The organism is Agrobacterium sp. NPDC089420, from assembly GCF_044900305.1.
GTDB lineage: Bacteria > Pseudomonadota > Alphaproteobacteria > Rhizobiales > Rhizobiaceae > Agrobacterium.
Genome location: NZ_JBJDMY010000001.1, coordinates 475,917 through 498,503, shown reverse-complemented (window position 1 = coordinate 498,503; position 22,587 = coordinate 475,917). Strand labels below are relative to the sequence as shown.

Below are 22,587 nucleotides of genomic sequence, written 5' to 3'. Positions count from 1 at the left end.
GCCGCCGTTTTCTCATGGTTTGCGTCTGCCGTTACCGGCCGATCATGAAATCCGAGATCAGCCCGTAATGGTTGGAGCCGAGGCTTTCGGGCAGGCGCGCCGTCTTCGTCAGGATCGCCGGTGCGCGGGCGAAGACGTGGTCGATGGCAATGCCGAAGCGGCCGGCCTCCGTCGGCCATGTGGCCGGTTCGAAGGCCGCTTTCCTCAGGTCGTTGGCGGCGAGGAACGCCCGCATGTCGGGGGCGATGCTCGCCGAATTGAAGTCTCCGGCCAGAATGAGCGGCCCGGTGACACGAAAGAGAATTTCGCTGACTTCATCCAGCTCGTCGCGGTGATAATCGTCGAAATAGGGTTTGGTGATGTGCCCGGCGGCAAGCGTCAGCTCCGTGCCGTCGAGATCGATGCCGGCGATTGCGAAGCGGTCCCGGCGCAGATCGCTGAGACTGTGGAAACGGCCTTCCAGCAATGGCCGCTTCGACAGGATCAACAGGTCGCATCCCGGCGTTCCGGCAAAACAGCCGAGCCTGTAGGGATAGGTTTGCTGCAGACGCGGCAGAGCCGATTGCAGCGCCGCCGCTTCGAACAGATAGACCGCATCCGCGCCCGAATCGAGAATGGTGTCGGCAATCGCATCCGCATTGGCGGCATTGTCCATCAGCACGTTGAAGGACAGGAGCCGGAAAGGCCGGGCATCGGGCGCTGCGGTTGCGGCGGTGGAGAATTCCAGGAGCATGACGACGGCATGGACGGCGAGCGCGAGCGACCAGACCAGAAGCAGGGCGGCGACCGCATCGCGCGTCAGCCAAAAGACGAGGCCCGACAGCAGGATACAGGCAATGGCGACGTGGAGCTGGAAACTGGTGACGAAGGCGAGAAGCCAGAAATCCGTCACATAACGCAGGCTTGCGAGAAAAAGAACGGCAGCCACCGCCGTGGAGACCATGCAAGCGAGCTTCGCCGTCATCCGAATCCCTGCTTTCCAAGCTCTCCCTGCGCGTCTCCTAACATGGCGCAGGGGTGTGCACAATGTTGCCCGCCTGCCAAGGGCAGGGAAAAAATGAGAAACAAATCCGGCCCTTCAGGCAGAATTACGGCAGCTTTGTGTGCTTTGCTCTTGCCAAGTCAGTCAATATTTTGCGATCAAACACAATGACGCGGTTTCTCTAATGCCGCGAGAATGACCAGGACGGTGGGACGGAGTTTGTCTTGGATCAAATCATAGCGGGAGGACTCATGCGATTTACGGCAAAAACAGCGCAGAGGATGGTGTAGCGGTGAGCGAGCACGTAACCAATCACGACGCCTCGGGTGAACCGACCCGTCGCGATTTTCTATATCTAGTAACCGGAATGACGGGCGTCGTTGGCGCCGCTGCAGTCGCATGGCCTTTCATCGACCAGATGCGCCCCGATGCATCGACGCTGGCGCTCGCCTCCATCGAGGTGGATGTGGCGGCGGTCGAGCCGGGCATGTCGCTGACGGTGAAGTGGCGCGGCAAGCCGATCTTCATCCGCAACCGCACGGAAAAGGAAATCGATGAAGCCAAGGCCGTCGCCCTTGGCGATCTCAAGGATCCGGTGGCGCGCAATGCCAACATCGCTGCCGATGCGCAGGCGACGGACATCGACCGTTCCGCCGGCCAGGGCAAGGAAAACTGGATCGTCATGATCGGCTCCTGCACCCATCTCGGTTGCGTTCCGCTCGGCCAGGCCGGCGATTTCGGCGGATGGTTCTGTCCCTGCCATGGCTCGCACTACGATACGGCGGGCCGCATACGTAAGGGTCCGGCGCCGGAAAACCTCGCCATCCCGACATTTGCATTCACATCCGATACCGTGATCAAGATCGGATAAGGGGACAGATATTCATGAGTGGTCATTCCAGTTATCAGCCGTCCACCGGCATCGAAAGGTGGATCGATTCGCGGCTTCCCTTGCCGCGCTTGATCTATGACAGCTTCGTTGCCTACCCTGTCCCGCGTAACCTGAACTACGCCTATACGTTCGGCGCGATGCTTTCCGTCATGCTGATCGTGCAGATCCTCACCGGCGTCGTGCTTGCCATGCATTATGCCGCGGAGACGACGGTTGCCTTCAATTCCGTCGAAAAGATCATGCGTGACGTCAACCATGGCTGGCTGCTGCGCTACATGCATGCCAACGGTGCGTCGTTCTTCTTCATCGCGGTCTATCTGCACATTGCCCGCGGCCTTTATTACGGCTCCTACAAGGCGCCGCGCGAAATCCTCTGGATTCTCGGCTGCGTGATCTACCTGCTGATGATGGCGACGGGCTTCATGGGCTACGTGCTTCCCTGGGGCCAGATGTCCTTCTGGGGTGCGACCGTCATCACCGGCTTCTTCACGGCTTTCCCGCTCGTGGGTGAATGGATCCAGCAGTTCCTGCTCGGCGGCTTTGCGGTGGACAATCCGACGCTCAACCGCTTCTTCGCGCTCCACTATCTGCTGCCGTTCATGATTGCGGGTGTCGTCATCCTGCACATCTGGGCGCTGCATGTGACCGGCCAGACCAATCCGACCGGCGTGGAAGTGAAGAGCAAGACCGATACGGTTCCCTTCACGCCCTATGCGACGCTGAAGGATGCGCTCGGCGTTTCGGTGTTCCTCATCGCCTATGCCTGGTTCATCTTCTACATGCCGAACTTCCTCGGCCACCCTGATAACTACATCATGGCGGATCCGCTGAAGACGCCGGCGCATATCGTGCCGGAATGGTATTATCTGCCGTTCTACGCGATGCTGCGCGCCATCACCTTCAATATCGGGCCGATCGATTCCAAGCTCGGTGGCGTTCTCGTGATGTTCGGCGCGATCATCGTGCTGTTCTTCCTGCCCTGGCTCGATACGTCGAAGGTTCGCTCCGCCGTCTATCGTCCCTGGTACAAGATGTTCTTCTGGCTGTTCGTGGTCAACGCCATCCTGCTCGGCTGGCTGGGTTCACGTCCTGCGGAAGGCGTCTATGTCGTCATGTCGCAGCTCGGAACGCTCTATTATTTCGGCTTCTTCCTCGTCATCATGCCGATCCTCGGTCTGGTCGAAACGCCGCGGCGTATTCCGAATTCGATTACCGAGGCCGTTCTCGAAAAGAACGCCGCCAAGAAGGGTGCCGCGCCAGCGGCCGCCCAGATCTGAGCGCGAAGGAAGGATGACGACAATGAAGACGCTTCTCACGAGCATCGCGCTTATCGCCGCCATCGGCTGTTCCTCCGCCGCCTTTGCGGCCGAGGAGAGCCATGACCTTGCCTCGAAGACCGAACATGCAATTGCCGGCGGCCACTTCCCGGTCATCAAGCCCGAGGAACAGAGCTGGTCCTTTGCCGGACCTTTCGGCAAATACGACAAGGGTCAGCTGCAACGCGGTCTCAAGGTCTATAAGGAAGTCTGCTCCGCCTGCCATTCGATGAGCCTCGTTTCGTTCCGCACGCTGGGGGATCTCGGCTATTCGGAAGACCAGGTGAAGGCTTTCGCCGCCGAATATGAGGTGCAGGACGGACCGAATGCCGATGGCGAAATGTATAATCGCAAGGCCGTGCCTTCCGACCATTTCCCCTCGCCGTTCCCGAACCATGAGGCGGCGGCCGCCGCCAATGGCGGGGCCGCGCCGCCCGACATGTCGCTGCTTGCCAAGGCGCGCGGCGTGGAGCGCGGCTTCCCGCAATTCATCATCGACATGATCCCGATCGTCGGCGGTTATCAGGAAGGCGGCCCGGATTATATCCATGCGCTGCTGACCGGATATCAGGACCCGCCGGCCGGCGTCGAAGTTGCGGAAGGCACGCATTTCAACCCGTATTTCGTCAGCGCAGCGTCGCTGAAGATGGCGCCGCCGATCAGCGCCGATCAGGTGACCTATGACGACGGCGCGCCGCAGACGGTGGACCAATATTCCAAGGATGTCTCCGCTTTCCTGATGTGGGCGGCGGAACCGCATCTGGAACAGCGCAAGCGCACCGGCTTCATGGTCATGGTTTTCCTGTTCATCTTCACGGCGCTGATCTATCTCACCAAGAAATCGGTCTACGCCAACAAGGAACATTGAGCCTGTTTCAACTGGCTGACGTCACCGGCCCCCACGGTCTTCCGTGGGGGCTTTTTCATGGCCGGCCTGACGAGGGCTGCTGCCCTCATCACGGCTCGTGCGCCCCGGGTCGCTTGGTTCCGTGCCGACAGACGAAGGCCGTTGTCTGCGCCGGTCCTTTTTAGTTGGTCCGCAGCCGGCAAGTTGATAGGGTGGCCCGAACCTTCTGATCCATCCCATCTATGGAAATACCATGACCGTTATCGCTTCGGAGCTTGCCGCTGCCATCCGTTCCATTCCCGACTATCCGAAGCCGGGCATCATCTTTCGGGATATTACGACGCTGCTCGGCAATCCGCGGGCTTTCCGCCGGGCGGTGGACGAGCTTGTGCAGCCCTATGCGGGAACGAAGATCGACAAGATCGCCGGCATGGAGGCGCGCGGCTTCATTCTGGGCGGGGCGGTGGCGCATCAGCTTTCGGCCGGTTTCGTGCCGATCCGCAAGAAGGGCAAGCTGCCGCACACGACGGTACGGGTCGCCTACAGCCTGGAATATGGCGTCGATGAGATGGAAATGCATGTGGACGCCGTGCAGCCGGGCGAGAAGGTCATTCTGGTCGACGATCTGATCGCGACCGGCGGCACTGCCGAAGGCGCGGTCAAGCTTTTGCGGCAGATGGGTGCGGAGATCGTCTCCGCCTGCTTCGTCATTGATCTGCCCGATCTCGGCGGCCGCAAGAAGCTGGAGGATCTTGGCGTCGAGGTGCGGACGCTGGTGGAATTTTCAGGCCACTGAGGCCGAAGGAACGGTTCAGCGCTGCTGCGGCAGCCTGCGTTTTTGGCTGGTCCTTCGCAAGGCGATCCATGTCCAGTGAACACCCAGAGCGCGGTTTTCCGGCTGAATGGAGTCGACCTCCGCCTGTCTGATGAGCGTGAAGCCGAGATGGACGGCCTCGTCCATGGTTTCCGCCGGGGAAATGGCAAAGGCGCGACGGCCCTTCGGCGCCGGGCCGTGACGCAGCGACATGATCAGCAATCCGCCCGGCGCCGTCATCGCTGAGAGGCTTGCCATCGCGGCTTGCCTCACCCGGTGATCGATGTGGTGCCAGACGCCGCACAGGGCAACCAGATCGAAGACGCCATGGCGGCGAGCCTTCGCCAGTGCGGGCAAAGTGTCGTCCAGCCAGGTTATTCTGTTCGATGGATGCAATCGCATGCCGGGTTCACGAAGCTCTCCAACCGGTTCGACGGCGAGAACATCATGCCCCCGCGCGGCAAACCAGGCGGCGTCGCGCCCGGTGCCGCTGCCGATATCCGCGATCCGGGACGGTGTCGTCGGCAGCAGGTCGATGACGGGTGCGTAAATCTCTCCACAGTCCAGTCCGTCGAATCTGGAAATCAGCTCCGGCGTCGCGGCTTTGGCATAACCTTTTAGAATATCATTCATATTTATCTGCCCGCTGCGATTCTTCCGGAAAAGGTATCGCCGCGGATTGAGATGGGCCAGCGCCTATTCGAATTCCAGAACCCCGCTCTGGAACGTCAGCACGGTTTCGCCCGACTGGTTTACACCTTCGTTGAAGGTGGTGTTGAGCCAGACGCCGGCGCGGGATTCCAGCGGGCGGGCATCGAGCAGCGTGACGAAGTAGGTCACGTCGTCGCCAGCGAAAACCGGCTTCTTCCATTTGAGTTCGCGAAAACCCGGGGAGGGGCCAAGCCGCGGTGGTTCGAGGCCTTGCTGTTTCAGCCTTTTGACCTCCTTTGCCCAATGGGACAGGAAACACTTCATCCAGCCTGCGCCGGTGTGCCAGCCAGAGGCGCAGAGGCCGCCAAAAACACTGTTCTTCGCGGCTTCGGCATCGAGATGAAAGGGCTGAGGATCGAAGTCGCGGGCGAAACGGATGATGTCCTCGGCGGAAAAATGCAGCGTGTCGAGGGTGACGCGTTCGCCGATCGGTGAGAGTTCCGCCAGTCTCATGCCGCGAGGCCTCCATTCGTCCGCATCAGGAACATCACGGTGTTTTCGCCCTGCGCGACCAGCAGGCCGCGCTGGTTGTGAAGCTCGTGGCGGAATTTCACGAGGCCGATGCCGGGGCGCGACGCGGAAGGGCGCTGCTCCAGGACGATGGATTTGCCCGAAAGCGTGTCTCCGGCCAGAACCGGTTTCTTCCAGTCGACGTAATCGATGCCGGGGCTGCCCTGCGAGGTCGAATTGGCGATGTAGCTGTCTGCCATCATCCGCATCAGCAGGCTGCAGGTGTGCCAGCCGGATGCCGCCAGCCCGCCAAGTATGCTCTGGCGGCCTGCTTCTTCGGAAAGGTGCATCGGTTGCGGGTCGAATTCACTGGCAAAAGCAACGATCTGCTCTGCGGAAATCGATTGCGGTCCAAGGGGAAATTCCTGCCCGACGGAAAAATCCTCATAGGCATAGGTCGCGACCGGCGTCATGGTATCCTCCCTTCGCACAGTCAGTGTTTGCGCATCTAAGAGGATTTTTCCTTTTACGTAAAGGTCAAATTGAAGATGCGCCATGGAATGGGAATGCTGCGAAACGCGCGGGTGCGGCTATCGCCTTCTCCCCGAGAAAGAGGAGGTGGCGGCAGCGGGATGAGTAGGCGGCGGGCGCGATATTCGCAGAGCGCGCTGCCTCATCCCGACCTCTCGCGCCATCTTCTCCCCCCTTGAGGAGAAGGAAAAAGCGGCAATGACGGCGCCCTGGCGCCTCAAGGGAAGCGATCTTCCCCAGGCGCGCTCCGGAGGACATCAGGTATTGAAGCGGAAGTGGATGACGTCGCCGTCCTGAACCACATATTCCTTGCCTTCGTCGCGGGCCTTGCCGGCTTCCTTGGCGCCGACTTCGCCCTTGAAGGCGACATAGTCGTTATAGGCGATGGTGTTGGCGCGGATGAAGCCGCGTTCGAAATCCGAATGGATGACGCCGGCGGCCTGCGGGGCCTTGGTGCCGCGCTCGATGGTCCAGGCGCGGCATTCCTTCGGGCCGACGGTAAAATAGGTGATGAGGTCGAGCAGCTTGTAGCCGGCGCGGATCAGCCGGTCGAGACCCGCCTCCTCAAGACCGAGGGCGGAGAGAAATTCCTTCGCCTCTTCATCGGGAAGCTGCGCGACTTCGGATTCGATCGCTGCGGAGATGATGACGGTTTCAGCACCCTGGGCCTTGGCCATCTCGGCGACCGCCCTCGTGTGTTCGTTGCCGTCGACGGCGTCGCCTTCGGCGACGTTGCAGACATAAAGGACCGGATGTGCGGTGAGGAGGTTAAGACCCTGAAGGATGCGCATCTCTTCGGCATCGAGCGTGGAGAGCAGGGTGCGGACCGGCTTGCCGTCGTTGAGAAGCTTCAGCGAGGCTTCCATCAGCGGCAGCTGCGCCAGCGATTCCTTGTCCTTGCCGGTGGCGCGCTTGCGGGTCTGTTCCGTGCGGCGCTCCAGGCTTTCGAGGTCTGCGAGCATCAGCTCGGTCTCGATGGTTTCGGCATCGGCGACGGGGTTGATGCGGCCTTCGACGTGGGTGATGTCGTCATCCTCGAAGCAGCGCAGAACGTGCACCACGGCGTCGACTTCGCGAATATTGGCGAGGAACTGGTTGCCGAGGCCTTCGCCCTTCGAGGCGCCGCGCACCAGGCCGGCAATGTCGACGAAGGAGATGCGGGTGGGGATGATTTCCTTCGAGCCGGCAATGTCGGCGAGGATTTTCATGCGCGCATCCGGAACCGCGACTTCGCCGGTGTTCGGCTCGATGGTGCAGAAGGGATAGTTGGCGGCCTGTGCGGCGGCCGTTTTTGTCAGCGCGTTAAAGAGGGTGGACTTGCCGACATTCGGCAATCCAACGATACCGCATTTGAAGCCCATGGCTTAAAACCTGTCCGTTTGAAAGAATTCGTTGAGGAGCCTTTTGCGGAAACGGCAGGGCAAGGTCAAGCCCGCGGGCCGATTTGGGCGGGCAAAGCCCGGTGAATGGCGTGGAATTTCGCGCCGGCACCGTGCCGGGCTTGTCGATGGCGTGGTTGCGGCGCAATATAGGCGGGTCGGGCCACCGATCTTTCGTCATCAACGGGGTTTTCCATGAACAACCACGATGAACGACAGGCACGAGCGACGATGATGAGTGACAGCCCTGTCGATCTCAAGCCCAAACCGAGAGTGAGACCGAAGCTGGAGCGGCCGAAGCTCTACAAGGTCATTCTGCTGAACGATGATTATACGCCGCGCGACTTCGTCACCGTGGTGCTGAAGGCCGTCTTCCGAATGGCAGAGGAAACCGGCCACCGGGTGATGATGACGGCACATCGCTTCGGCAGCGCCGTTGTGGTCGTCTGCGAACGCGATATCGCCGAGACCAAGGCCAAGGAGGCGACCGATCTCGGCAAGGAGGCGGGATTTCCGCTGATGTTTACGACCGAGCCGGAAGAGTGAGCGTTATGCAGTGTAACGGGTGCCGAGCGGGATGCCGTCTGGTCATGGTGCGGAGTTCGACCCTCATTCCTGTGCTTGTCACAGGAATCCAGCCAGTCCAAGTTCTTGGACTGAAAGGACTCTTCTCGCCGCGCAGACGCGCGTCGGCTGGATCCCTGTGACAAGCACAGGGATGAAGGGTCGCTTTGCTCCCTAGTCTTGCCGGATCTGGAAACCGGTCTTGTTCTGAACAAAACCGCAGCTTTCGTAGAAGGCATGAACTTCCGGGCGTTCTCGGCCGGTCAGCAGCATCACCTTGTAACAGTTCGCGGCGAAGGCGACCTCAACGGCGTGGCGAACGACCGCGCGGCCGTATCCTCGACCCTGACGGGCCTCCAGTGTCACCACGTTTTCAATGAAGGCATAGGGGCGGGCGGCGCGGGTCAGGTTCGGAGCAATCAGAAGCGTGGCGGTCGCGACGGCTTTTCCGTTATCGGTTGCCACAAACACGGTCAGGCCCGGCTGGGAGAGCACGGCGGCGAAGGCCGCGCTTGCCTCTTGCGCCGTCAATACAGGATCGGACGGATTGAGTGTTTGGTAGAGTGCGAGCAAATCGGGCAGATCGCCGGCTCCCGCCTCGCGCAGGACGATGGTCTGCGAAGTCATTCGCGGCCTAGTCCTTCTTGCCGAACATGCGCTTCAGCATTTCGGCCATCGGGCCGGTTTCCGGCAGCTTTTTGGGCTGGGCGCTGTTGCGTGCCTGATGAATGTGGGATTGTGCGGCGGGTTTGGCTGCCTTGGCCGGCTTCTCGGCCTCGGGCTTGCTGCCCGTCGCAAGCGCCAGCTTGTTCATCAGCTGCGAATCCTCTGATTTCACCAGCATGGCGGCATTGTCGGCAATGGCGTCGAGAAGCGGATCGAGCCAGACCCGGTCGGCCTTGGCGAAGTCGCCGAGCACGTGGCCGTGCACCCGCTCCTTGTCACCGGGATGGCCGATGCCGAGGCGCAGACGGCGATACTCCCTGCCGCAATGGGCATCGAGGGACTTCAGGCCGTTATGGCCGCCATGGCCGCCGCCGGTCTTGATGCGGGCGCGGCCGGCCGGCAGATCCAGTTCGTCATGGATGGCGATGATATCGGCGGGCGCAAGCTTGAAGAAACGCATCGCCTCGCCGACGGAGTCGCCGGAAAGGTTCATATAGGTCAGCGGCTTCATCAGCAGAACCTTTTCGCCGCCGATTTCGCCTTCGGAAATCTCCGCCCTGAACTTCTTCGACCAGGGCGAAAAGGAAGGCAGGCGCTGCAGCGCATCGACGGCCATGAAGCCGATATTGTGACGGTTTCCCGCATATTGTGCGCCGGGATTGCCAAGTCCTGCGATGATCTTCATGGAGCATGTCCGCGTTTTGCCGGTTGATGCGACTGTCACCACCCCGAAATGGACCGCCTGTCAATCTTTTTATGGAACTGGCTTTTGACGCAGCGCCGGCTCCTGTCGATTTTTGCGGATGTCGCGCCGCCGCTCAGGGGCTGACGAGATTGTAGCGGTCGAATATCCGCTGCTGCGTTCCATCGGCAATCAGCCTGTCCAGCCGGGCCTGTAACTTCGCGATGAGAGCATCGGGAACGCTCCTGTTGCAGGCGAGGCCCAGCTGTTGCCGTGTCAGCGTTATGACCTCCTTGAACGTGTCTGCCGGCAGCGCCCTGAAGGTGCTTTCCGACATGGGCATCAGGTCGATGCGGCCGGCTTTCAGCTTGTGGAGCGTAATCGCGAAATCCGCGCCGACATCCACCTGCGAAAAACCGAGCTTCTCCAGAAGCGCCTCGGTATAGTCGCCACGCTGGGTTCCCACCCGGTATTTTCGGGCTTCGTCGAGGCTGGAGAGATTGATATTGGCCTCGCGGCGCGCCACGAGGATGTTGCGGTCGACATGGATCGGTGAGACCCATTTGAAGAGTTCTTCCCGCTCGGGCGTTCTTGCCGTGGCGAAAACGCAATGCATGGCCTGGGTTGTGGCCAATGCGATGGCCCGCGCCCAGGGCATGACGGCGACCTCGTAACTGGTGCCGGTGTCCTCGAGCACGATCTTGAGCTGGTCGAAATAGACGCCCTGCACGCTGCCGTCGCCGGCCTGCAGATTGTAGGGCGGATAGACCTCGGTGGTCAGGAAAAGCTTGGCCGCGCTGGCCGGCGTGGCGAGAGCAAGAAGGGTCAGGCAAAGGCGGATCAATCCCATGGCTGCTCCCGCCTGTTCACACTTGCCGCACCGCGGTGCGGCCTTGACCGGCAGCCGCAGTGAAGGCGGTGATCAGCCCTTCGACCGGTTGTGGCCGCGCGAAGAAATAGCCCTGCCCGAAATCCGCGCCGATTTCGGTGAGAAGCTCCTTCTGTTCCTGGGTCTCGACACCCTCGGCGATGACGGCGCAGTTCATCTTATGGGATATGGCCGCGATGCCTTCGACCAGCATGCGGTTGCGCTGCCTGATGTCCATCGCATCGTCGCAGATCGAGCGGGTGAAGGACTGGTCGATCTTGACGATATCGACCGGAAAGCGGCTGAGGTAGCTCAGCGAGGAATAACCCGTGCCGAAATCGTCGAGCGCGATGCGGCAGCCGAGCTGGTGGATGGCATTGAGGATCGCCCGGATTTGCGGATCGTCCTTCATGATCACGGCTTCGGTTATTTCGATGACCAGCCGTCTGGGACGAATGCCGTGCCGATGCAGCACGCCGGCAATGCGGGTGGGCAATCCCGGTTCGAATTGCAGCGGCGAAAAATTCACCGCCACATAGGTCTGCTCCATTCCGGGCAGGCGCGACAGCCTTGCGAGATTGGCGATCGATTGATCGAGAATGACATTGCCGATGCGGTGAATGGTGCCGTTTTCTTCCGCAAGGCTGACGATGGCGGCCGGAGATAGCAGCCCCTTATCCGGGTGGTTGAGACGCAGCAGCGCTTCGAAACCCGCCGTCTGGCCGGTCGCGAGGTCGTGAATCGGCTGGAAATAAGCCTCGAACCAGTCCTCGGACAGCGCCTGAGCCATATCCCGTTCCAGTTCCGCATGTTCGCGCGCGCGGTCCATGATCGAGCTGTCAAAGACCTGGGAGCCGTTCTTGCCCGTTCTCTTGCGGGTATACATGGCCATGTCGGCATTCTGCAGAAGCTCGGAGGCGCTGGACGCGTGCAGAGGGTAAACCGCCATGCCGATGCTGGCGCTGAGGCTGATGCTGTTGCCGCCAATCTCGAAGGGCGTGTCGAGTATGGCGCAGATGCGTTCGCAGAACTCAAGAGCGCGTTCTTCCACCTTGTCGCCGGCCAGCAGGATGGCGAATTCGTCGCCGCCGAGCCGCGACGCGCTGTCCAGCGGCGTGAGCAGGGGGGCGAGCTTCAATGTAAATTGTCTGAGAACGGCGTCGCCCGCCGCATGGCCGAGATTGTCGTTGATCGCCTTGAAGCGGTCGAGGTCGATGAACAGGCAGGCCAGTTCGCTGCCGTTCCTGTCCGCCTCGCGGATCTGCAGGTCGAGGATCGCCTCGAAACCCTGACGGTTGAAGAGGCCGGTCAGATGGTCGGAAATGGCTTGCTGGCGGTTGCGTTTTTCCGACTGGCGCAATTCGGTGACATCCGTCATGACGCACAGGCATATGCTCTGATGTACGGCATCACCGGACTCGAGGGCTTTTTCGAGAATGAGGGCATCCATCACGCTACCGTCCATGCAATGGAAGCGCACGGTGATGCCGGTATGGGACGCATCGGATGAGCTGTTTGCCGCCTTGCGCTGCTGGAACAGGGAGCGGTCATCGGGGTGGATGAGCTCGGCAAAGTTCAGGCCGAGTATTTTCGAGCGGTCGTAGCCGGTCGCCTGTACCCAATAATCGCTGACGGCGGCAATCCGGTCATACCGGTCGAGCGAGAACAGCATGGCGGGTGTCCGGTTGTAGATTTCCGTCTTGCGTTCATGGGCGTTCTTGATCTCCAGCTCTTCCTTTTCGAGCTGCGTCTGCATTTCGTTGAAGCTTTTGGCGAGGCGGCCGATCTCATCCTTCGAGCGCCAGTCGACGTGGTGGCGGGAGCCGAGGCGCCGCGTTGCCTCGATTGCCGCTGCCAGCCGCATCAGCGGACGGATCACCATGAAGCGATTGCCGGCGACGGCCGCCAGAACGATGGTGAGGATGGCGAGTATGAAGATCGTGATGAATGCCAGTTCGGAACGGCTCAACGAGGTGAGGAGGCTGACATTGTCGTAATAGACCGTCAATTGTCCGACGGTGACGGAGCCCTTCGTCGTCTTGTAGGTCACCTCGCGCGTCGTCGAGGCGGCGTCCTGAATGATGTCGCTGCCGGCTGTCTGGACGATATCGAGCTGACCGGACGTGTCCTTGACCTCGACCATTCTGATCATCGGATCGGAGATGAGGGTGCCGGTAATCTGGTTTATGGTGTCGTCGTCAAGATCCCACAGGGGGCGGGCGAGCGCCTGCGCATTGGTCGACAGCAGGATTTCAAGGTGATTGCGCTGGTTGCGGATGGCTTCGTGATAGGAAAGCGTCAGCAAAAGCGTGAAGAGGGGGGCGACCACTGTAAGAAGTGCGCCGGAAACAATCGCGATAAAGCGACTTTCGACGGAATGAGCCATGTTCGATTGCAGCTACCCTTTGCCCCAGAATTGCTGCGCCCCGTTTCGCCCGTCCGGAGAGATTTTTACGGGGGGCCGGCATTAGCCCTGTTTTCCCGCGATATTTCTCGGTCCGTTCGGTGTTTCCACGACAGCGCGAGGGTATCGTTTCATGGAAGTGTTAATCGACGCTGAAACAGCCGCCGTGCGATGTGCCGGCGACCGGCTTTCTGGTTTTAAAGTTCATAAAAACTAAAAGGCCCGTTCCGGTGCCGGAACGGGCCTTTATGCGCAAAGCTGTTCGGCCCTGCGGCCGCCGATTATTCCTCGGAAGCTTCTTCGGTCGTTTCTTCTGCAACGCCTGCGGCCGGAGCGACGATCGTGGCGATCGTGAAGTCACGGTCGGCGATAACCGGCGTGATGTTCTTCGGCAGCTTCACATTCGAAATGTGGACGTTGTCACCGATCTTCAGACCGGCGAGATCAACCGTGATGAATTCCGGAATGTCGTTGGCCGGGCAGTGGAACTCGACCGTATGGCGAACGATGTTCAGAACGCCGCCGATCTTGATGTCCGACTTTTCTTCGTTGACGAAGTGAACCGGAACTTCGACGTTGACGAGCGTGTTGCCCGAAACGCGCAGGAAATCGACATGCATGGTGAAGTCGCGGACCGGATCAAGCTGGTAATCCTTCGGGAGAACCTTGATCTTCTTGCCGTCGACATCGATCGTCGCAACCGTCGTCATGAAGCCGCCGGCGTGGATACGCTTGGTCACTTCGTTGGTCGAGAGCGCGATGGAAATGGGGGCCTGCTTGTCACCATAGATGACAGCGGGAATCAAACCGTTGCGGCGAAGTTCACGAGAGGACCCCTTACCAACTCGTTCGCGCGCCTCGGCCTTGAGCTCATACGATTCTTTGCTCATGGCTATTCCTTTCGAGGTTATTGGAGAGTTCATGCCGAACAAGGCGGCCTGAACCGGAGAGGCTTGACGCCATCCCGCCCGCGTTGCCTCCAAGGGTGTCTACACGGGTGCGGGCGCTATAATACAAACGGCGGATAAAGACAAGAGCGGCCGGTTTCTCCACGGTGCTTAGCATGGATTTCATTAGTCGAAACTAATGCACTCGTTTGTTGCAACCTTTAATATATACTTATCCATGCATATAAACGGCGTGAAAACCCGGCAAGTGATAAGACTGCGCAAAATTCCAATAGCGTAGACACCCATGCTCACAGTTCTTCAGTGCCTTACCATCGATCACGACTTCCGATACACGGCCGCGGCGGTCTTCGTCTGCATGTTGGGAAGCTTCGTTACGATACGCCTTTTTTCAAGGGCACGTCTCGCGACGGGGTTGCAGAAGGTGAACTGGCTGTTTCTGGCCGGCGTAAACGGCGGCGCGGCGATCTGGACCACCCATTTCGTGGCGATGCTGGGTTATGTCGCGGCGGGCGAGGTTGGTTACGATCCCTATCTGACGGGACTGTCGCTGCTTATCGCCATTGTCACGACGACCGCCGGTTTCGGCATTTCCGCCTATGCCGGGCGCAGCGCGCTGGTGGAAGCGGGCGGCATGGTGCTCGGTCTCGGTATCGCGGCCATGCATTATACCGGCATGGCGGCCTATAATGTTCAGGGCATGCTGTTCTGGAACCAGACCTATGTCATCGCCTCGCTGGTGCTGGGGGCGGTGCTGGGCGCCGTTGCGGTCAACCGGGTTGCGCGGCCTCTCAACCGCTTCTGCCAATATAGCGCTGTGACATTTCTCATCCTGGCCATCGCGTCGATGCATTATACCGGCATGGCCTCGATGTCCTTCGCCTTCGATCCGCGCGTGGTCATTCCCGAAAACCTGCTGCCGCCGGCCATCATGGGCGGCGGCGCCATCGCCGTGACCCTGCTGCTGCTGGCGCTCGGGCTGTCCACCTATGTCATCGACGCCCAGTCCACCCAGCAGGCGGTTGCGCGCTATCGCCATCTTTCGCTGCACGATCCGTTGACGGGCATTCCCAACCGGGCGGCCTTCATCGAGCATCTCAACCGTCGCACGCGCCATGTCTCCATGGGTGCGCATACCGCGCTCCTGTCGATCGATCTCGATCGCTTCAAGGAAATCAACGACGTCCACGGTCACGCGGCGGGCGACGCCGTGCTGCGCGCCATCGCCGACCGGGCGAGTTCCGTGCTGAAGGCCGGGGAGTTTCTGGCGCGCATGGGGGGCGATGAATTCGTGGCGATGACCCATTCCTATTATACCCGCGCCGACGGCGCGGAATTCGCCCAGCGGCTGATCGAACAGATCAGCAAGCCGGTGGAATGGAACGGCCAGACATTTTCCGTGGGCGCAAGTGTGGGCATATCGGTCCGGAACAGCGGCGCCATCGATGCCGATACGCTGATGGCGCAGGCCGATGTTGCCATGTACCGGGCAAAAAGCGGCAGTTCGGAGACGATCTGCTTCTACGACAAATCCATGGACGAGGCGGCGCGCGAACGCAATGCGCTCGCCATCGCCATGCGCAGCGGCCTCGCCAACAATGAATTCGAGCTTTATTACCAGCAGCAGAACGATACGCGCAGCGGCAGCATCGTCGGTTTCGAAGCGCTGCTGCGCTGGAAACATCCCGATCGCGGCATGGTGTCTCCGGCGGAGTTCATTCCGATTGCCGAACAGACCGGCTTCATCGTCGAGCTCGGCGAATGGGTTCTCCGCGAAGCCTGCGCGCAGGCGGCGCTCTGGAAAAAGGCGCTTGCCATTGCGGTGAATGTCGCGCCGCAGCAGCTCGCGGACAATGACTTTCCCGACAAGGTCGAGAAGATCCTTTCGGAGACGGGACTGGCGCCGGAGAGGCTCGAGCTGGAAATCACCGAAGGCAGCATCATCGCCGATCATCGCCATGCGCTTTTGACCATCCGCAAGCTCAAGACGCTCGGCGTCAAGATCGCCATGGATGATTACGGCACGGGCTATTCCTCGCTGTCGACCCTGCAGAGCTTCCCCTTCGACAAGATCAAGATCGACCGCGCCTTCATCGACGGCCTGTCGACCAATGTGCAGTCGGAAGCGATCGTTCGCTCGACCCTCATTCTGGCGCACAGCCTCAATATTCCGGTGCTTGCGGAAGGGGTGGAGACCAAGGCCCATATCGAATTCCTGCGCCGCGAAGGCTGCCTGCAGGTGCAGGGCTTCTTTTTCGGCCGGCCGGGGCCGCTGACCTCCATCGCCAACCTTGTCGACGACACGTTCCTTTCGAGCGAAGAGGAAACGGAGGTGACCGCCGGGCGGCGTTACGTCAAGGCGGTCCGATAGGCTGGCGCAGCCCGCAGTTGCGTGCCGCGATGGCGGTCGCGAAGTTTTTAGTTGAAACATGCACGCTTCCAGCGCACCATCGCCGAAAAGCTTTGGGAGGAGCGCATGCCGACAGACATCGCCCATGCGGAACGCGTGTATGAAACGGCACGCCACCGGTCCGCAGCCGCAAGTTCTCCGATTGTTGCCTCTTGGCGCCGCTGCATGGTCAAGCACCGTCTGGCGCCGGAGGAAAACCGCAAGCCGATCTTTCTCAGCGAATTCGAATTTCGCCGCGCCCGGGAAAGTGCCGCCGGCCTGATCGCCGAAAGTACCGATGAGCTGGACCGGATCTTTCACAGTGTCGGCAAATCCGGCTGCTGCCTGCTTTTGACCGATGCGCAGGGTGTCGCGCTGGAGCGGCGCGGCGCGCCCGGCGACGACCGCGATTTCCGTGCCCTCGGCCTATGGTCCGGCGCGGTCTGGAGCGAGGCGAGCGTGGGCACCAACGGCATCGGCACGGCGCTTGTCGACGAACGCTCGGTGGTGGTCTATCGCGACCAGCATTTCTTTACCTCGAACACGGAACTCTGCTGCACCACGGCGCCGATCCGCGATCATACCGGCCGGGTGACGGGTGCGCTCGATATTTCCACCTGCCGCGATGATATCAACGAGATGACCTTTTCCTTCGTCACGCAGGCGGTGAAGGATGCGGCACAGCGCATCGAGGGCAATCTTTTCCGCCGCGCCTTTCCCGGCGCGCGCATCGTCGTCGTGCCGACCGGTTTCGGGGCGGCGCTTTCGCTGCTGGCCGTGGACCAGGACGATCTGGTTCTCGGCGCGACACGCGCCGCACGTCTTGCGCTGAAGCTGGACGACCATGCCATTGCGCAGGGTTTGCCCGCCGCCGATATTCTGCAGGAAGAGCGGCATGACAGCGGCTCCGACCTTGCGGAAGCCGAACGCTCGGCGCTCCGCCGCGTTCTGTCGCGCACCAACGGCAATGTCACGCAGGCGGCTTCCCTGCTCGGCATCAGCCGCGCCACGCTGCACCGCAAGATGAAAAAGCTTGCCGTGCATTGAGGCCGTTTGCGCCGTCCCGCAGCGTGTCTGTCGCAGATGTGAGACAATGTGCGCTGCGGAACCGCGCCGCCCCTCTACCGATCCGCGCCATCTAGGCCCACCTTTCTCCCATACGGTCCGCTCAGGATCGTTTTCATCAGGGAGGATGAAATCATGAATATTCAGGTTCAGCAGAAAGCCGGCGAAGCGCCCTTCAAGCTGAAATACGGCAACTACATCGGCGGCAAATGGGTGGAGCCGAAATCCGGCCGCTACATGGATAATCTTTCGCCGGTTACCGGCCACAAGATCTGCGAAGTGCCGCGCTCGGATGCGGCCGATATCGAGTTTGCGCTCGACGCCGCCCACAAGGCCCGCGACAAATGGGGCAAGACGAGTGTTACCGAGCGCTCCAACATCCTGCTCAAGATCGCCCAGCGTATCGAAGACAATCTCGACCTCATCGCCCGGGCCGAAACCTGGGACAATGGCAAGCCGCTGCGCGAAACCACCAATGCGGATATTCCGCTCGCCATCGACCATTTCCGTTATTTCGCGGGCTGCATCCGCGCCCAGGAAGGCACGATCGGCGAAATCGACAACGATACTGTCGCCTATCATTTCCATGAGCCGCTCGGCGTCGTCGGCCAGATCATTCCGTGGAACTTCCCGATCCTCATGGCCGCCTGGAAACTTGCACCGGCGCTTGCCGCCGGCAACTGCGTGGTGCTGAAGCCCGCCGAACAGACGCCCGCCTCCATTCTCATCGTGATGGAACTGATCGAAGACCTGCTGCCGCCCGGCGTCCTCAACATCGTCAACGGTACGGGCCTCGAAGCCGGCAAGCCCTTGGCGCAGAGCAACCGCATCGCCAAGATCGCCTTCACCGGCTCCACCTCGGTCGGCAAGGAAATCATGCGTTATGCGGCCGACAACGTCACCAACATCACGCTGGAACTGGGCGGCAAGTCGCCAAACATCTTCTTTGCCGACGTGATGAACGAGGACGACGCCTTCCTCGACAAGGCGCTCGAGGGTTTCGCCTTCTTTGCGCTCAACCAGGGCGAGGTCTGCACCTGCCCGTCGCGTGCGCTGGTGCATGAATCGATCTATGACCGCTTCATGGAAAAGGCGATCAAGCGCGTTCAGGCCATCAGCCAGGACGATCCGCTCAATCCGTCGACCATGCTGGGCGCACAGGCCTCCCAGGAGCAGTTCGACAAGATCATGAGCTATCTCGACATCGGCAAGAAGGAAGGCGCCAAGGTTCTGACCGGCGGCGACCGCAAGACGCTGACGGGCGATCTGAAGGACGGCTATTACATCCAGCCGACCGTCTTCGAAGGCAACAACAAGATGCGGATTTTCCAGGAGGAAATCTTCGGCCCTGTCGTCTCCGTCACCACCTTCAAGACGGTGGAGGAAGCGCTCGAAATCGCCAATGACACGGTCTACGGCCTGGGAGCCGGCGTCTGGAGCCGCGACACCAACATTGCCTATCGGGCCGGTCGTGGCATCGAGGCGGGCCGCGTGTGGACCAATTGCTATCACGTCTATCCGGCGGGTGCGGCCTTTGGCGGCTACAAACAGTCGGGTATCGGTCGCGAGACCCACAAGATGATGCTCGATCATTATCAGCAGACCAAGAACCTGCTCGTATCCTACAGCCCGAACAAGGTCGGGTTCTTCTGAGGTCCTCCCCGGAAGCCGGCGAGGGGCTGTGCTGCCAGATCGCCGGCGTGTTCCCAGGGGCTTCGGCCCCTGGGAGCCCGGTTACAAACAAGAAGGCCGGAGGATTGCCTCCGGCCTTTTTGCTGATTAGAGCGGAAAACCTCTCCCTCGTCATCTTCGTGTCTGTCGCGATCAGGCGGCGTAGCGCTGGTCCCGTTGCCGGCTGTCACCGACGGAGAATTGGCCGACCTGTTTGGTCAGCCCGTCCGCCTCGCTTGCGAGCGAGAAGGCGGATGCCGTGGTTTCCTCCACCATGGCCGCGTTCTGCTGCGTTACATGATCGAGTTCGTTGACGGAGGCGTTGATTTCGCTGAGGCGGCCGGATTGTTCGCGCGATGCGGTGGCGATTTCACCGATCTGGTCGTTGACCGACTGGATGCGTTTCTGGATCTGCTCGAGGCTTTCGCCGGTCTTCAGCACCAGCGCCACCCCGCTTTCCACATCGCCCGCGGAGGTGGCGATGAGCGTCGTGATGTCACGGGCGGCGGCCGCCGATTTCTGGGCGAGTTCCCGAACCTCCTGCGCCACGACCGCAAAACCCTTGCCGGCCTCGCCGGCGCGGGCCGCCTCGACGCCGGCATTCAGCGCCAGCAGATTGGTCTGGAAGGCGATCTGGTCGATGACGTCGATGATCTGGCGGATCTTGGCCGAGGAGGTCTCGATGCGCTCCATGGCGACGATCGCCTCTTTCACCACGGCGGTGGATTTATGGGCGTCCTGCATCGTGTCCGCCGTCGCATCGACCGCGACGTTGCAGCGCGACAGCGAAAGATTGACGGCCTGCGTCATGTCGCCGAGCGCCGCTGCGGCTTCCTCGAGTGCCGCGGCCTGGCGTTCCGTGCGCCGCGACAGGTCTTCCGATGCGCTCTTCAGTTCGCCGGAACCGGAGCGGATGGCGTTGGCGCTTTCGCCGATATTGGAGATCGTCGCCTCCAGCCCGGCCATGGAATTGTTGAAGTCGATGCGCAGATGGTCGAGCGACGGCACGAAGGATTTTTCGATGCGAAGATCGAGCCGGCCGGCGGCGAGATTGGCAAGACCGGTCGCCAGCGCGTCGACGGCTTCCTCTAGCTCCTTGGCGCTTCTTGCCTTTTCCATTTCGCGCTGGGCGCGCTCCTCGTCCAGCTCCTCGCCCTTGCGGTGGGCTTCGGCTTCCATGCGCTGCTTGTCCAGAATGCCCTGGCGGAAGGATTCCAGCGCACGCGCCATGGTGCCGATCTCGTCGCCGCGGGAGACGGCCTTGATCTCGATATCGTTCTCACCGCCGTTCAGGCGCTCCATCAGACCGGCAAGGCCGGTCAGCGGCTTGGTCAGGCTTGCGGAGACGAAGATCCCGATGAGCGTCATGATGGCAAGCACGGCAAGTGTCGCAAGCGTTGCCCAGAAGGCCAGCTCGTTGGCGGCGGCGAGAACCTTGCTCTCCTGTTGGCCGATGGCCAGAAGATGCTTCTGCCCAAAGACGGTGACCGGACGATAGGCATAAAAAATATTGCCCGCAGACGTCTGCGCCATCACGGTCCCGGCTTCGCTTGTGCCCGAAAGGGCCGCAAGGCTTTCGGAAACGGCGGCATCCGCGCCGCCGGAGAGCACGCCCGCCCGGCGTTTGCCTTCGGCGCTCAGAAGCACGGCGTCATCAATGGTCTTGCCGGTTTCCTCGGGGGTGACCACCGCGCCGATACGGTCTGCGGCGATGCGCATGATGACGGCGCCCTTGCGCTGGAGTTGGCCCCAGTTGGAGACGGCGAGCGGCATGCCGATCATGGCCGAGTCATTTTCGCCGCCGCTGAAGCCGGTGGTGCTGACGACGCCGTCCTTGCCGGCTTCAATACGGTCGAACAGTTCCTTGATCGCGGCGTTCTGCGGTTCCGTCACGCTGGTCAGGAAGTTCTTCCCCTTGGTCACGGTGTAAATAATGAGGCCGGTCTTGTCGATCACATAGATGTCGCTGACGCGGGTGTTGCGCCAGACGCTGGCGATGGTGGAGTTGATCGTCGCGTGGCGGATGGCGTAGAGCAGCCGCAATCCTTCGCCATTGAAGGAGGCGCGCTCCTCCTCGGACACGCCCTCGCGGCGGAATGCCTGGATGATCGCGTCCTTTTCCGTCGGCACGACATTGGTCATCGTTTCCAGCGCCTGGGCGATCGCGGCATTCTGCGACAGTTCGGAAATGCTCTGCTCGACACGCAATGTATAGGCATCAAGCTGCTTGGACTGGTTTCCCGCCACCGTCTCCAGCCTGATTTCGCTGGCATCGATCAGGCCGGACTTGCCTACCTCATAGGACAGCAGCCCCACAGAGAGGCACGAAACCAGCGTCGCGCCAGTGACGAGCGCTGCAAATTTGGCCTTGATTGACAATGATTTAGCTTTGACAGCAGTCGGATTTGCACCCGGCATCTGTTTCCTCCCCCCAAAAAAACGTTGCCGCAGCGTCGCAACAATTGTTTACGGCCGCGTTAAAGGGCTGAAAATTGTATGATTATTTCCCGCATATGGTGAAAAAATCACCGGTTCGCGGCGACGCCATGCCCGTAATAAAACTGCAACAGAACGGGCGCATACCGTGCGAAGTTCAACGGTCGTTCATATTCATGCAAGCTTTTCGCGCTCCATCTCTCGCCACTATCAATGATGTTTGCGGAACTCGCGCGGACGGATGTGACGGAGCCACTTTGCGATCGACCCCGGATTTTGCCGTTGTCGTGCCCATGCACAATGAAGAGGCGAGTGTCGAGACGCTCGTGGCGGAGATCGTTGCTGCGTGCCAGCCGGTCGGCCAGTTCGAGATCGTGGTGGTGGATGACGCATCCTCCGATCGCACGGCGCAGGCCGTTCTTGCGCTCGGCAGCCGTTATCCCATGCTGCGGCTGGTGCGGCACGACCGTCAGGGCGGACAATCGGCGGCGATCCACAGCGGTGTACAGGCGGCGCGCGCACCCGTCATCTGCATGCTGGACGGAGACGGGCAGAACCCGCCGGACAATCTGCCCGCGCTTCTTGCGCCGCTGCTCGCCGCCAATGCGCCGGGTCGGCTGGGGCTTGTGGCGGGGCAGCGCGTCGGCCGGCGAGATACGCTCGGAAAACGGCTTTCCTCGCGCTTCGCCAACGGCCTGAGGGCGCGCATCTTGAAGGACGGCACACGGGACACCGGCTGCGGCCTCAAGGCCTTCCGTCGCGACGCCTATCTTGCCTTGCCCTATTTCGATCATCACCACCGCTATTTTCCGGCGCTGTTCAACCGCGACGGCTGGCAGGTGGCGCATGTCGACGTCACGCACCGGGCGCGGCTGCATGGCAATTCCCATTACACCAATATCGGTCGCGCGCTTGTCGGCATCCACGATCTGATCGGCGTCGCCTGGCTGTTGCGCCGGCGCAAGCGGGCGAGCTGGGCGGAAACTTTCAAAACGGAGACATTGCCGTGAAT

The 22,587-nt window shown here is 61.0% G+C and carries 20 protein-coding genes; 9 read left to right on the top strand and 11 right to left on the bottom strand.

Annotation, left to right across the window (positions count from 1 at the left end):
• Nucleotides 1-31: 31 nt before the first annotated feature.
• The gene (locus tag ACI2KA_RS02445) at nt 32-964 is read right to left on the bottom strand and encodes an endonuclease/exonuclease/phosphatase family protein (RefSeq protein WP_404498871.1); all 933 of its coding nucleotides are present in this window, start codon (nt 962-964) and stop codon (nt 32-34) included.
• Between the two features lie 310 nt (nt 965-1,274).
• On the opposite strand from ACI2KA_RS02445, the gene petA reads away from it, so the two are divergent.
• From petA to ACI2KA_RS02425, 4 genes are all read left to right on the top strand, one after another.
• Nucleotides 1,275-1,853: a ubiquinol-cytochrome c reductase iron-sulfur subunit gene (gene petA, locus ACI2KA_RS02440; protein WP_404498869.1), complete on the top strand. Its 579-nt coding sequence runs from the start codon at nt 1,275-1,277 to the stop codon at nt 1,851-1,853.
• 14 nt (nt 1,854-1,867) lie between these two features.
• On the top strand, nt 1,868-3,151 hold the full coding sequence (locus ACI2KA_RS02435) for a cytochrome bc complex cytochrome b subunit (RefSeq protein WP_404498867.1): 1,284 nt from the start codon (nt 1,868-1,870) through the stop codon (nt 3,149-3,151).
• 22 nt (nt 3,152-3,173) lie between these two features.
• Nucleotides 3,174-4,058, top strand: coding sequence for a cytochrome c1 (locus tag ACI2KA_RS02430; protein ID WP_404498865.1), 885 nt, complete (start codon nt 3,174-3,176; stop codon nt 4,056-4,058).
• A gap of 232 nt (nt 4,059-4,290) precedes the next feature.
• On the top strand, nt 4,291-4,833 hold the full coding sequence (locus ACI2KA_RS02425) for an adenine phosphoribosyltransferase (protein ID WP_404498863.1): 543 nt from the start codon (nt 4,291-4,293) through the stop codon (nt 4,831-4,833).
• A 15-nt stretch (nt 4,834-4,848) separates the two neighbouring features.
• Here ACI2KA_RS02425 and ACI2KA_RS02420 read toward each other — a convergent pair whose 3' ends face one another.
• From ACI2KA_RS02420 to ychF, 4 genes are all read right to left on the bottom strand, one after another.
• Entirely contained in the window at nt 4,849-5,484 is a 636-nt protein-coding gene (locus ACI2KA_RS02420; protein WP_404498861.1) for a class I SAM-dependent methyltransferase, read from the bottom strand.
• A 63-nt stretch (nt 5,485-5,547) separates the two neighbouring features.
• Nucleotides 5,548-6,015: a MaoC family dehydratase gene (locus tag ACI2KA_RS02415; RefSeq protein WP_404498859.1), complete on the bottom strand. Its 468-nt coding sequence runs from the start codon at nt 6,013-6,015 to the stop codon at nt 5,548-5,550.
• Entirely contained in the window at nt 6,012-6,485 is a 474-nt protein-coding gene (locus ACI2KA_RS02410) for a MaoC family dehydratase (protein ID WP_404498857.1), read from the bottom strand. The genes ACI2KA_RS02415 and ACI2KA_RS02410 overlap by 4 nt, the downstream gene beginning before the upstream one ends.
• A gap of 315 nt (nt 6,486-6,800) precedes the next feature.
• Entirely contained in the window at nt 6,801-7,904 is a 1,104-nt protein-coding gene (gene ychF / locus ACI2KA_RS02405) for a redox-regulated ATPase YchF (RefSeq protein WP_404498855.1), read from the bottom strand.
• A gap of 252 nt (nt 7,905-8,156) precedes the next feature.
• On the opposite strand from ychF, the gene clpS reads away from it, so the two are divergent.
• Nucleotides 8,157-8,468 carry an ATP-dependent Clp protease adapter ClpS gene (gene clpS / locus ACI2KA_RS02400; RefSeq protein ID WP_404498939.1) on the top strand — a complete coding sequence of 104 codons (312 nt, stop codon included), beginning with the start codon at nt 8,157-8,159 and terminating at the stop codon, nt 8,466-8,468.
• A gap of 192 nt (nt 8,469-8,660) precedes the next feature.
• Here the strand turns inward: clpS and ACI2KA_RS02395 are convergent, their stop codons facing one another.
• The 5 genes from ACI2KA_RS02395 to ACI2KA_RS02375 all read right to left on the bottom strand — a co-directional run bounded on the left by ACI2KA_RS02395 (nt 8,661) and on the right by ACI2KA_RS02375 (nt 13,996).
• On the bottom strand, nt 8,661-9,113 hold the full coding sequence (locus tag ACI2KA_RS02395; RefSeq protein WP_404498853.1) for a GNAT family N-acetyltransferase: 453 nt from the start codon (nt 9,111-9,113) through the stop codon (nt 8,661-8,663).
• A gap of 7 nt (nt 9,114-9,120) precedes the next feature.
• The gene (gene pth / locus ACI2KA_RS02390; RefSeq protein ID WP_404498851.1) at nt 9,121-9,837 is read right to left on the bottom strand and encodes an aminoacyl-tRNA hydrolase; all 717 of its coding nucleotides are present in this window, start codon (nt 9,835-9,837) and stop codon (nt 9,121-9,123) included.
• Nucleotides 9,838-9,970: 133 nt separating this feature from the next.
• Nucleotides 9,971-10,684: a substrate-binding periplasmic protein gene (locus tag ACI2KA_RS02385; RefSeq protein WP_404498849.1), complete on the bottom strand. Its 714-nt coding sequence runs from the start codon at nt 10,682-10,684 to the stop codon at nt 9,971-9,973.
• Nucleotides 10,685-10,700: 16 nt separating this feature from the next.
• On the bottom strand, nt 10,701-13,088 hold the full coding sequence (locus tag ACI2KA_RS02380) for an EAL domain-containing protein (RefSeq protein WP_404498847.1): 2,388 nt from the start codon (nt 13,086-13,088) through the stop codon (nt 10,701-10,703).
• A 299-nt stretch (nt 13,089-13,387) separates the two neighbouring features.
• Nucleotides 13,388-13,996, bottom strand: a complete 609-nt coding sequence (locus ACI2KA_RS02375) for a 50S ribosomal protein L25/general stress protein Ctc (protein WP_065655715.1) — start codon at nt 13,994-13,996, stop codon at nt 13,388-13,390.
• A 304-nt stretch (nt 13,997-14,300) separates the two neighbouring features.
• Here ACI2KA_RS02375 and ACI2KA_RS02370 point away from each other — a divergent pair, with 304 nt between their 5' ends.
• The 3 genes from ACI2KA_RS02370 to adh all read left to right on the top strand — a co-directional run bounded on the left by ACI2KA_RS02370 (nt 14,301) and on the right by adh (nt 19,121).
• The gene (locus ACI2KA_RS02370) at nt 14,301-16,385 is read left to right on the top strand and encodes a putative bifunctional diguanylate cyclase/phosphodiesterase (protein ID WP_404498845.1); all 2,085 of its coding nucleotides are present in this window, start codon (nt 14,301-14,303) and stop codon (nt 16,383-16,385) included.
• A 105-nt stretch (nt 16,386-16,490) separates the two neighbouring features.
• Nucleotides 16,491-17,450 carry a helix-turn-helix domain-containing protein gene (locus ACI2KA_RS02365; protein ID WP_404498937.1) on the top strand — a complete coding sequence of 320 codons (960 nt, stop codon included), beginning with the start codon at nt 16,491-16,493 and terminating at the stop codon, nt 17,448-17,450.
• A gap of 153 nt (nt 17,451-17,603) precedes the next feature.
• A complete protein-coding gene (adh, locus tag ACI2KA_RS02360) occupies nt 17,604-19,121 on the top strand; it encodes an aldehyde dehydrogenase (protein WP_404498843.1) in 1,518 nt (505 codons plus the stop codon).
• Between the two features lie 171 nt (nt 19,122-19,292).
• Here the strand turns inward: adh and ACI2KA_RS02355 are convergent, their stop codons facing one another.
• Nucleotides 19,293-21,557 carry a methyl-accepting chemotaxis protein gene (locus ACI2KA_RS02355; RefSeq protein WP_404498841.1) on the bottom strand — a complete coding sequence of 755 codons (2,265 nt, stop codon included), beginning with the start codon at nt 21,555-21,557 and terminating at the stop codon, nt 19,293-19,295.
• Between the two features lie 188 nt (nt 21,558-21,745).
• Here ACI2KA_RS02355 and ACI2KA_RS02350 point away from each other — a divergent pair, with 188 nt between their 5' ends.
• Nucleotides 21,746-22,585 (top strand): glycosyltransferase family 2 protein, encoded by an 840-nt coding sequence (locus tag ACI2KA_RS02350; protein ID WP_404498935.1) that lies wholly within the window; start codon nt 21,746-21,748, stop codon nt 22,583-22,585.
• Nucleotides 22,586-22,587 lie beyond the last annotated feature (2 nt).

Coding starts and splice junctions, on each gene's coding strand:
- ACI2KA_RS02445 (WP_404498871.1), bottom strand. CDS start 964: ATGACGGCGAAGCTCGCTTGCATGGTCTCCACGGCGGTGGCTGCCGTT.
- ACI2KA_RS02435 (WP_404498867.1), top strand. CDS start 1,868: ATGAGTGGTCATTCCAGTTATCAGCCGTCCACCGGCATCGAAAGGTGG.
- ACI2KA_RS02430 (WP_404498865.1), top strand. CDS start 3,174: ATGAAGACGCTTCTCACGAGCATCGCGCTTATCGCCGCCATCGGCTGT.
- ACI2KA_RS02425 (WP_404498863.1), top strand. CDS start 4,291: ATGACCGTTATCGCTTCGGAGCTTGCCGCTGCCATCCGTTCCATTCCC.
- ACI2KA_RS02420 (WP_404498861.1), bottom strand. CDS start 5,484: ATGAATGATATTCTAAAAGGTTATGCCAAAGCCGCGACGCCGGAGCTG.
- ACI2KA_RS02415 (WP_404498859.1), bottom strand. CDS start 6,015: ATGAGACTGGCGGAACTCTCACCGATCGGCGAACGCGTCACCCTCGAC.
- ACI2KA_RS02410 (WP_404498857.1), bottom strand. CDS start 6,485: ATGACGCCGGTCGCGACCTATGCCTATGAGGATTTTTCCGTCGGGCAG.
- ychF (WP_404498855.1), bottom strand. CDS start 7,904: ATGGGCTTCAAATGCGGTATCGTTGGATTGCCGAATGTCGGCAAGTCC.
- clpS (WP_404498939.1), top strand. CDS start 8,157: ATGAGTGACAGCCCTGTCGATCTCAAGCCCAAACCGAGAGTGAGACCG.
- ACI2KA_RS02395 (WP_404498853.1), bottom strand. CDS start 9,113: ATGACTTCGCAGACCATCGTCCTGCGCGAGGCGGGAGCCGGCGATCTG.
- pth (WP_404498851.1), bottom strand. CDS start 9,837: ATGAAGATCATCGCAGGACTTGGCAATCCCGGCGCACAATATGCGGGA.
- ACI2KA_RS02385 (WP_404498849.1), bottom strand. CDS start 10,684: ATGGGATTGATCCGCCTTTGCCTGACCCTTCTTGCTCTCGCCACGCCG.
- ACI2KA_RS02380 (WP_404498847.1), bottom strand. CDS start 13,088: ATGGCTCATTCCGTCGAAAGTCGCTTTATCGCGATTGTTTCCGGCGCA.
- ACI2KA_RS02375 (WP_065655715.1), bottom strand. CDS start 13,996: ATGAGCAAAGAATCGTATGAGCTCAAGGCCGAGGCGCGCGAACGAGTT.
- ACI2KA_RS02370 (WP_404498845.1), top strand. CDS start 14,301: ATGCTCACAGTTCTTCAGTGCCTTACCATCGATCACGACTTCCGATAC.
- ACI2KA_RS02365 (WP_404498937.1), top strand. CDS start 16,491: ATGCCGACAGACATCGCCCATGCGGAACGCGTGTATGAAACGGCACGC.
- adh (WP_404498843.1), top strand. CDS start 17,604: ATGAATATTCAGGTTCAGCAGAAAGCCGGCGAAGCGCCCTTCAAGCTG.
- ACI2KA_RS02355 (WP_404498841.1), bottom strand. CDS start 21,557: ATGCCGGGTGCAAATCCGACTGCTGTCAAAGCTAAATCATTGTCAATC.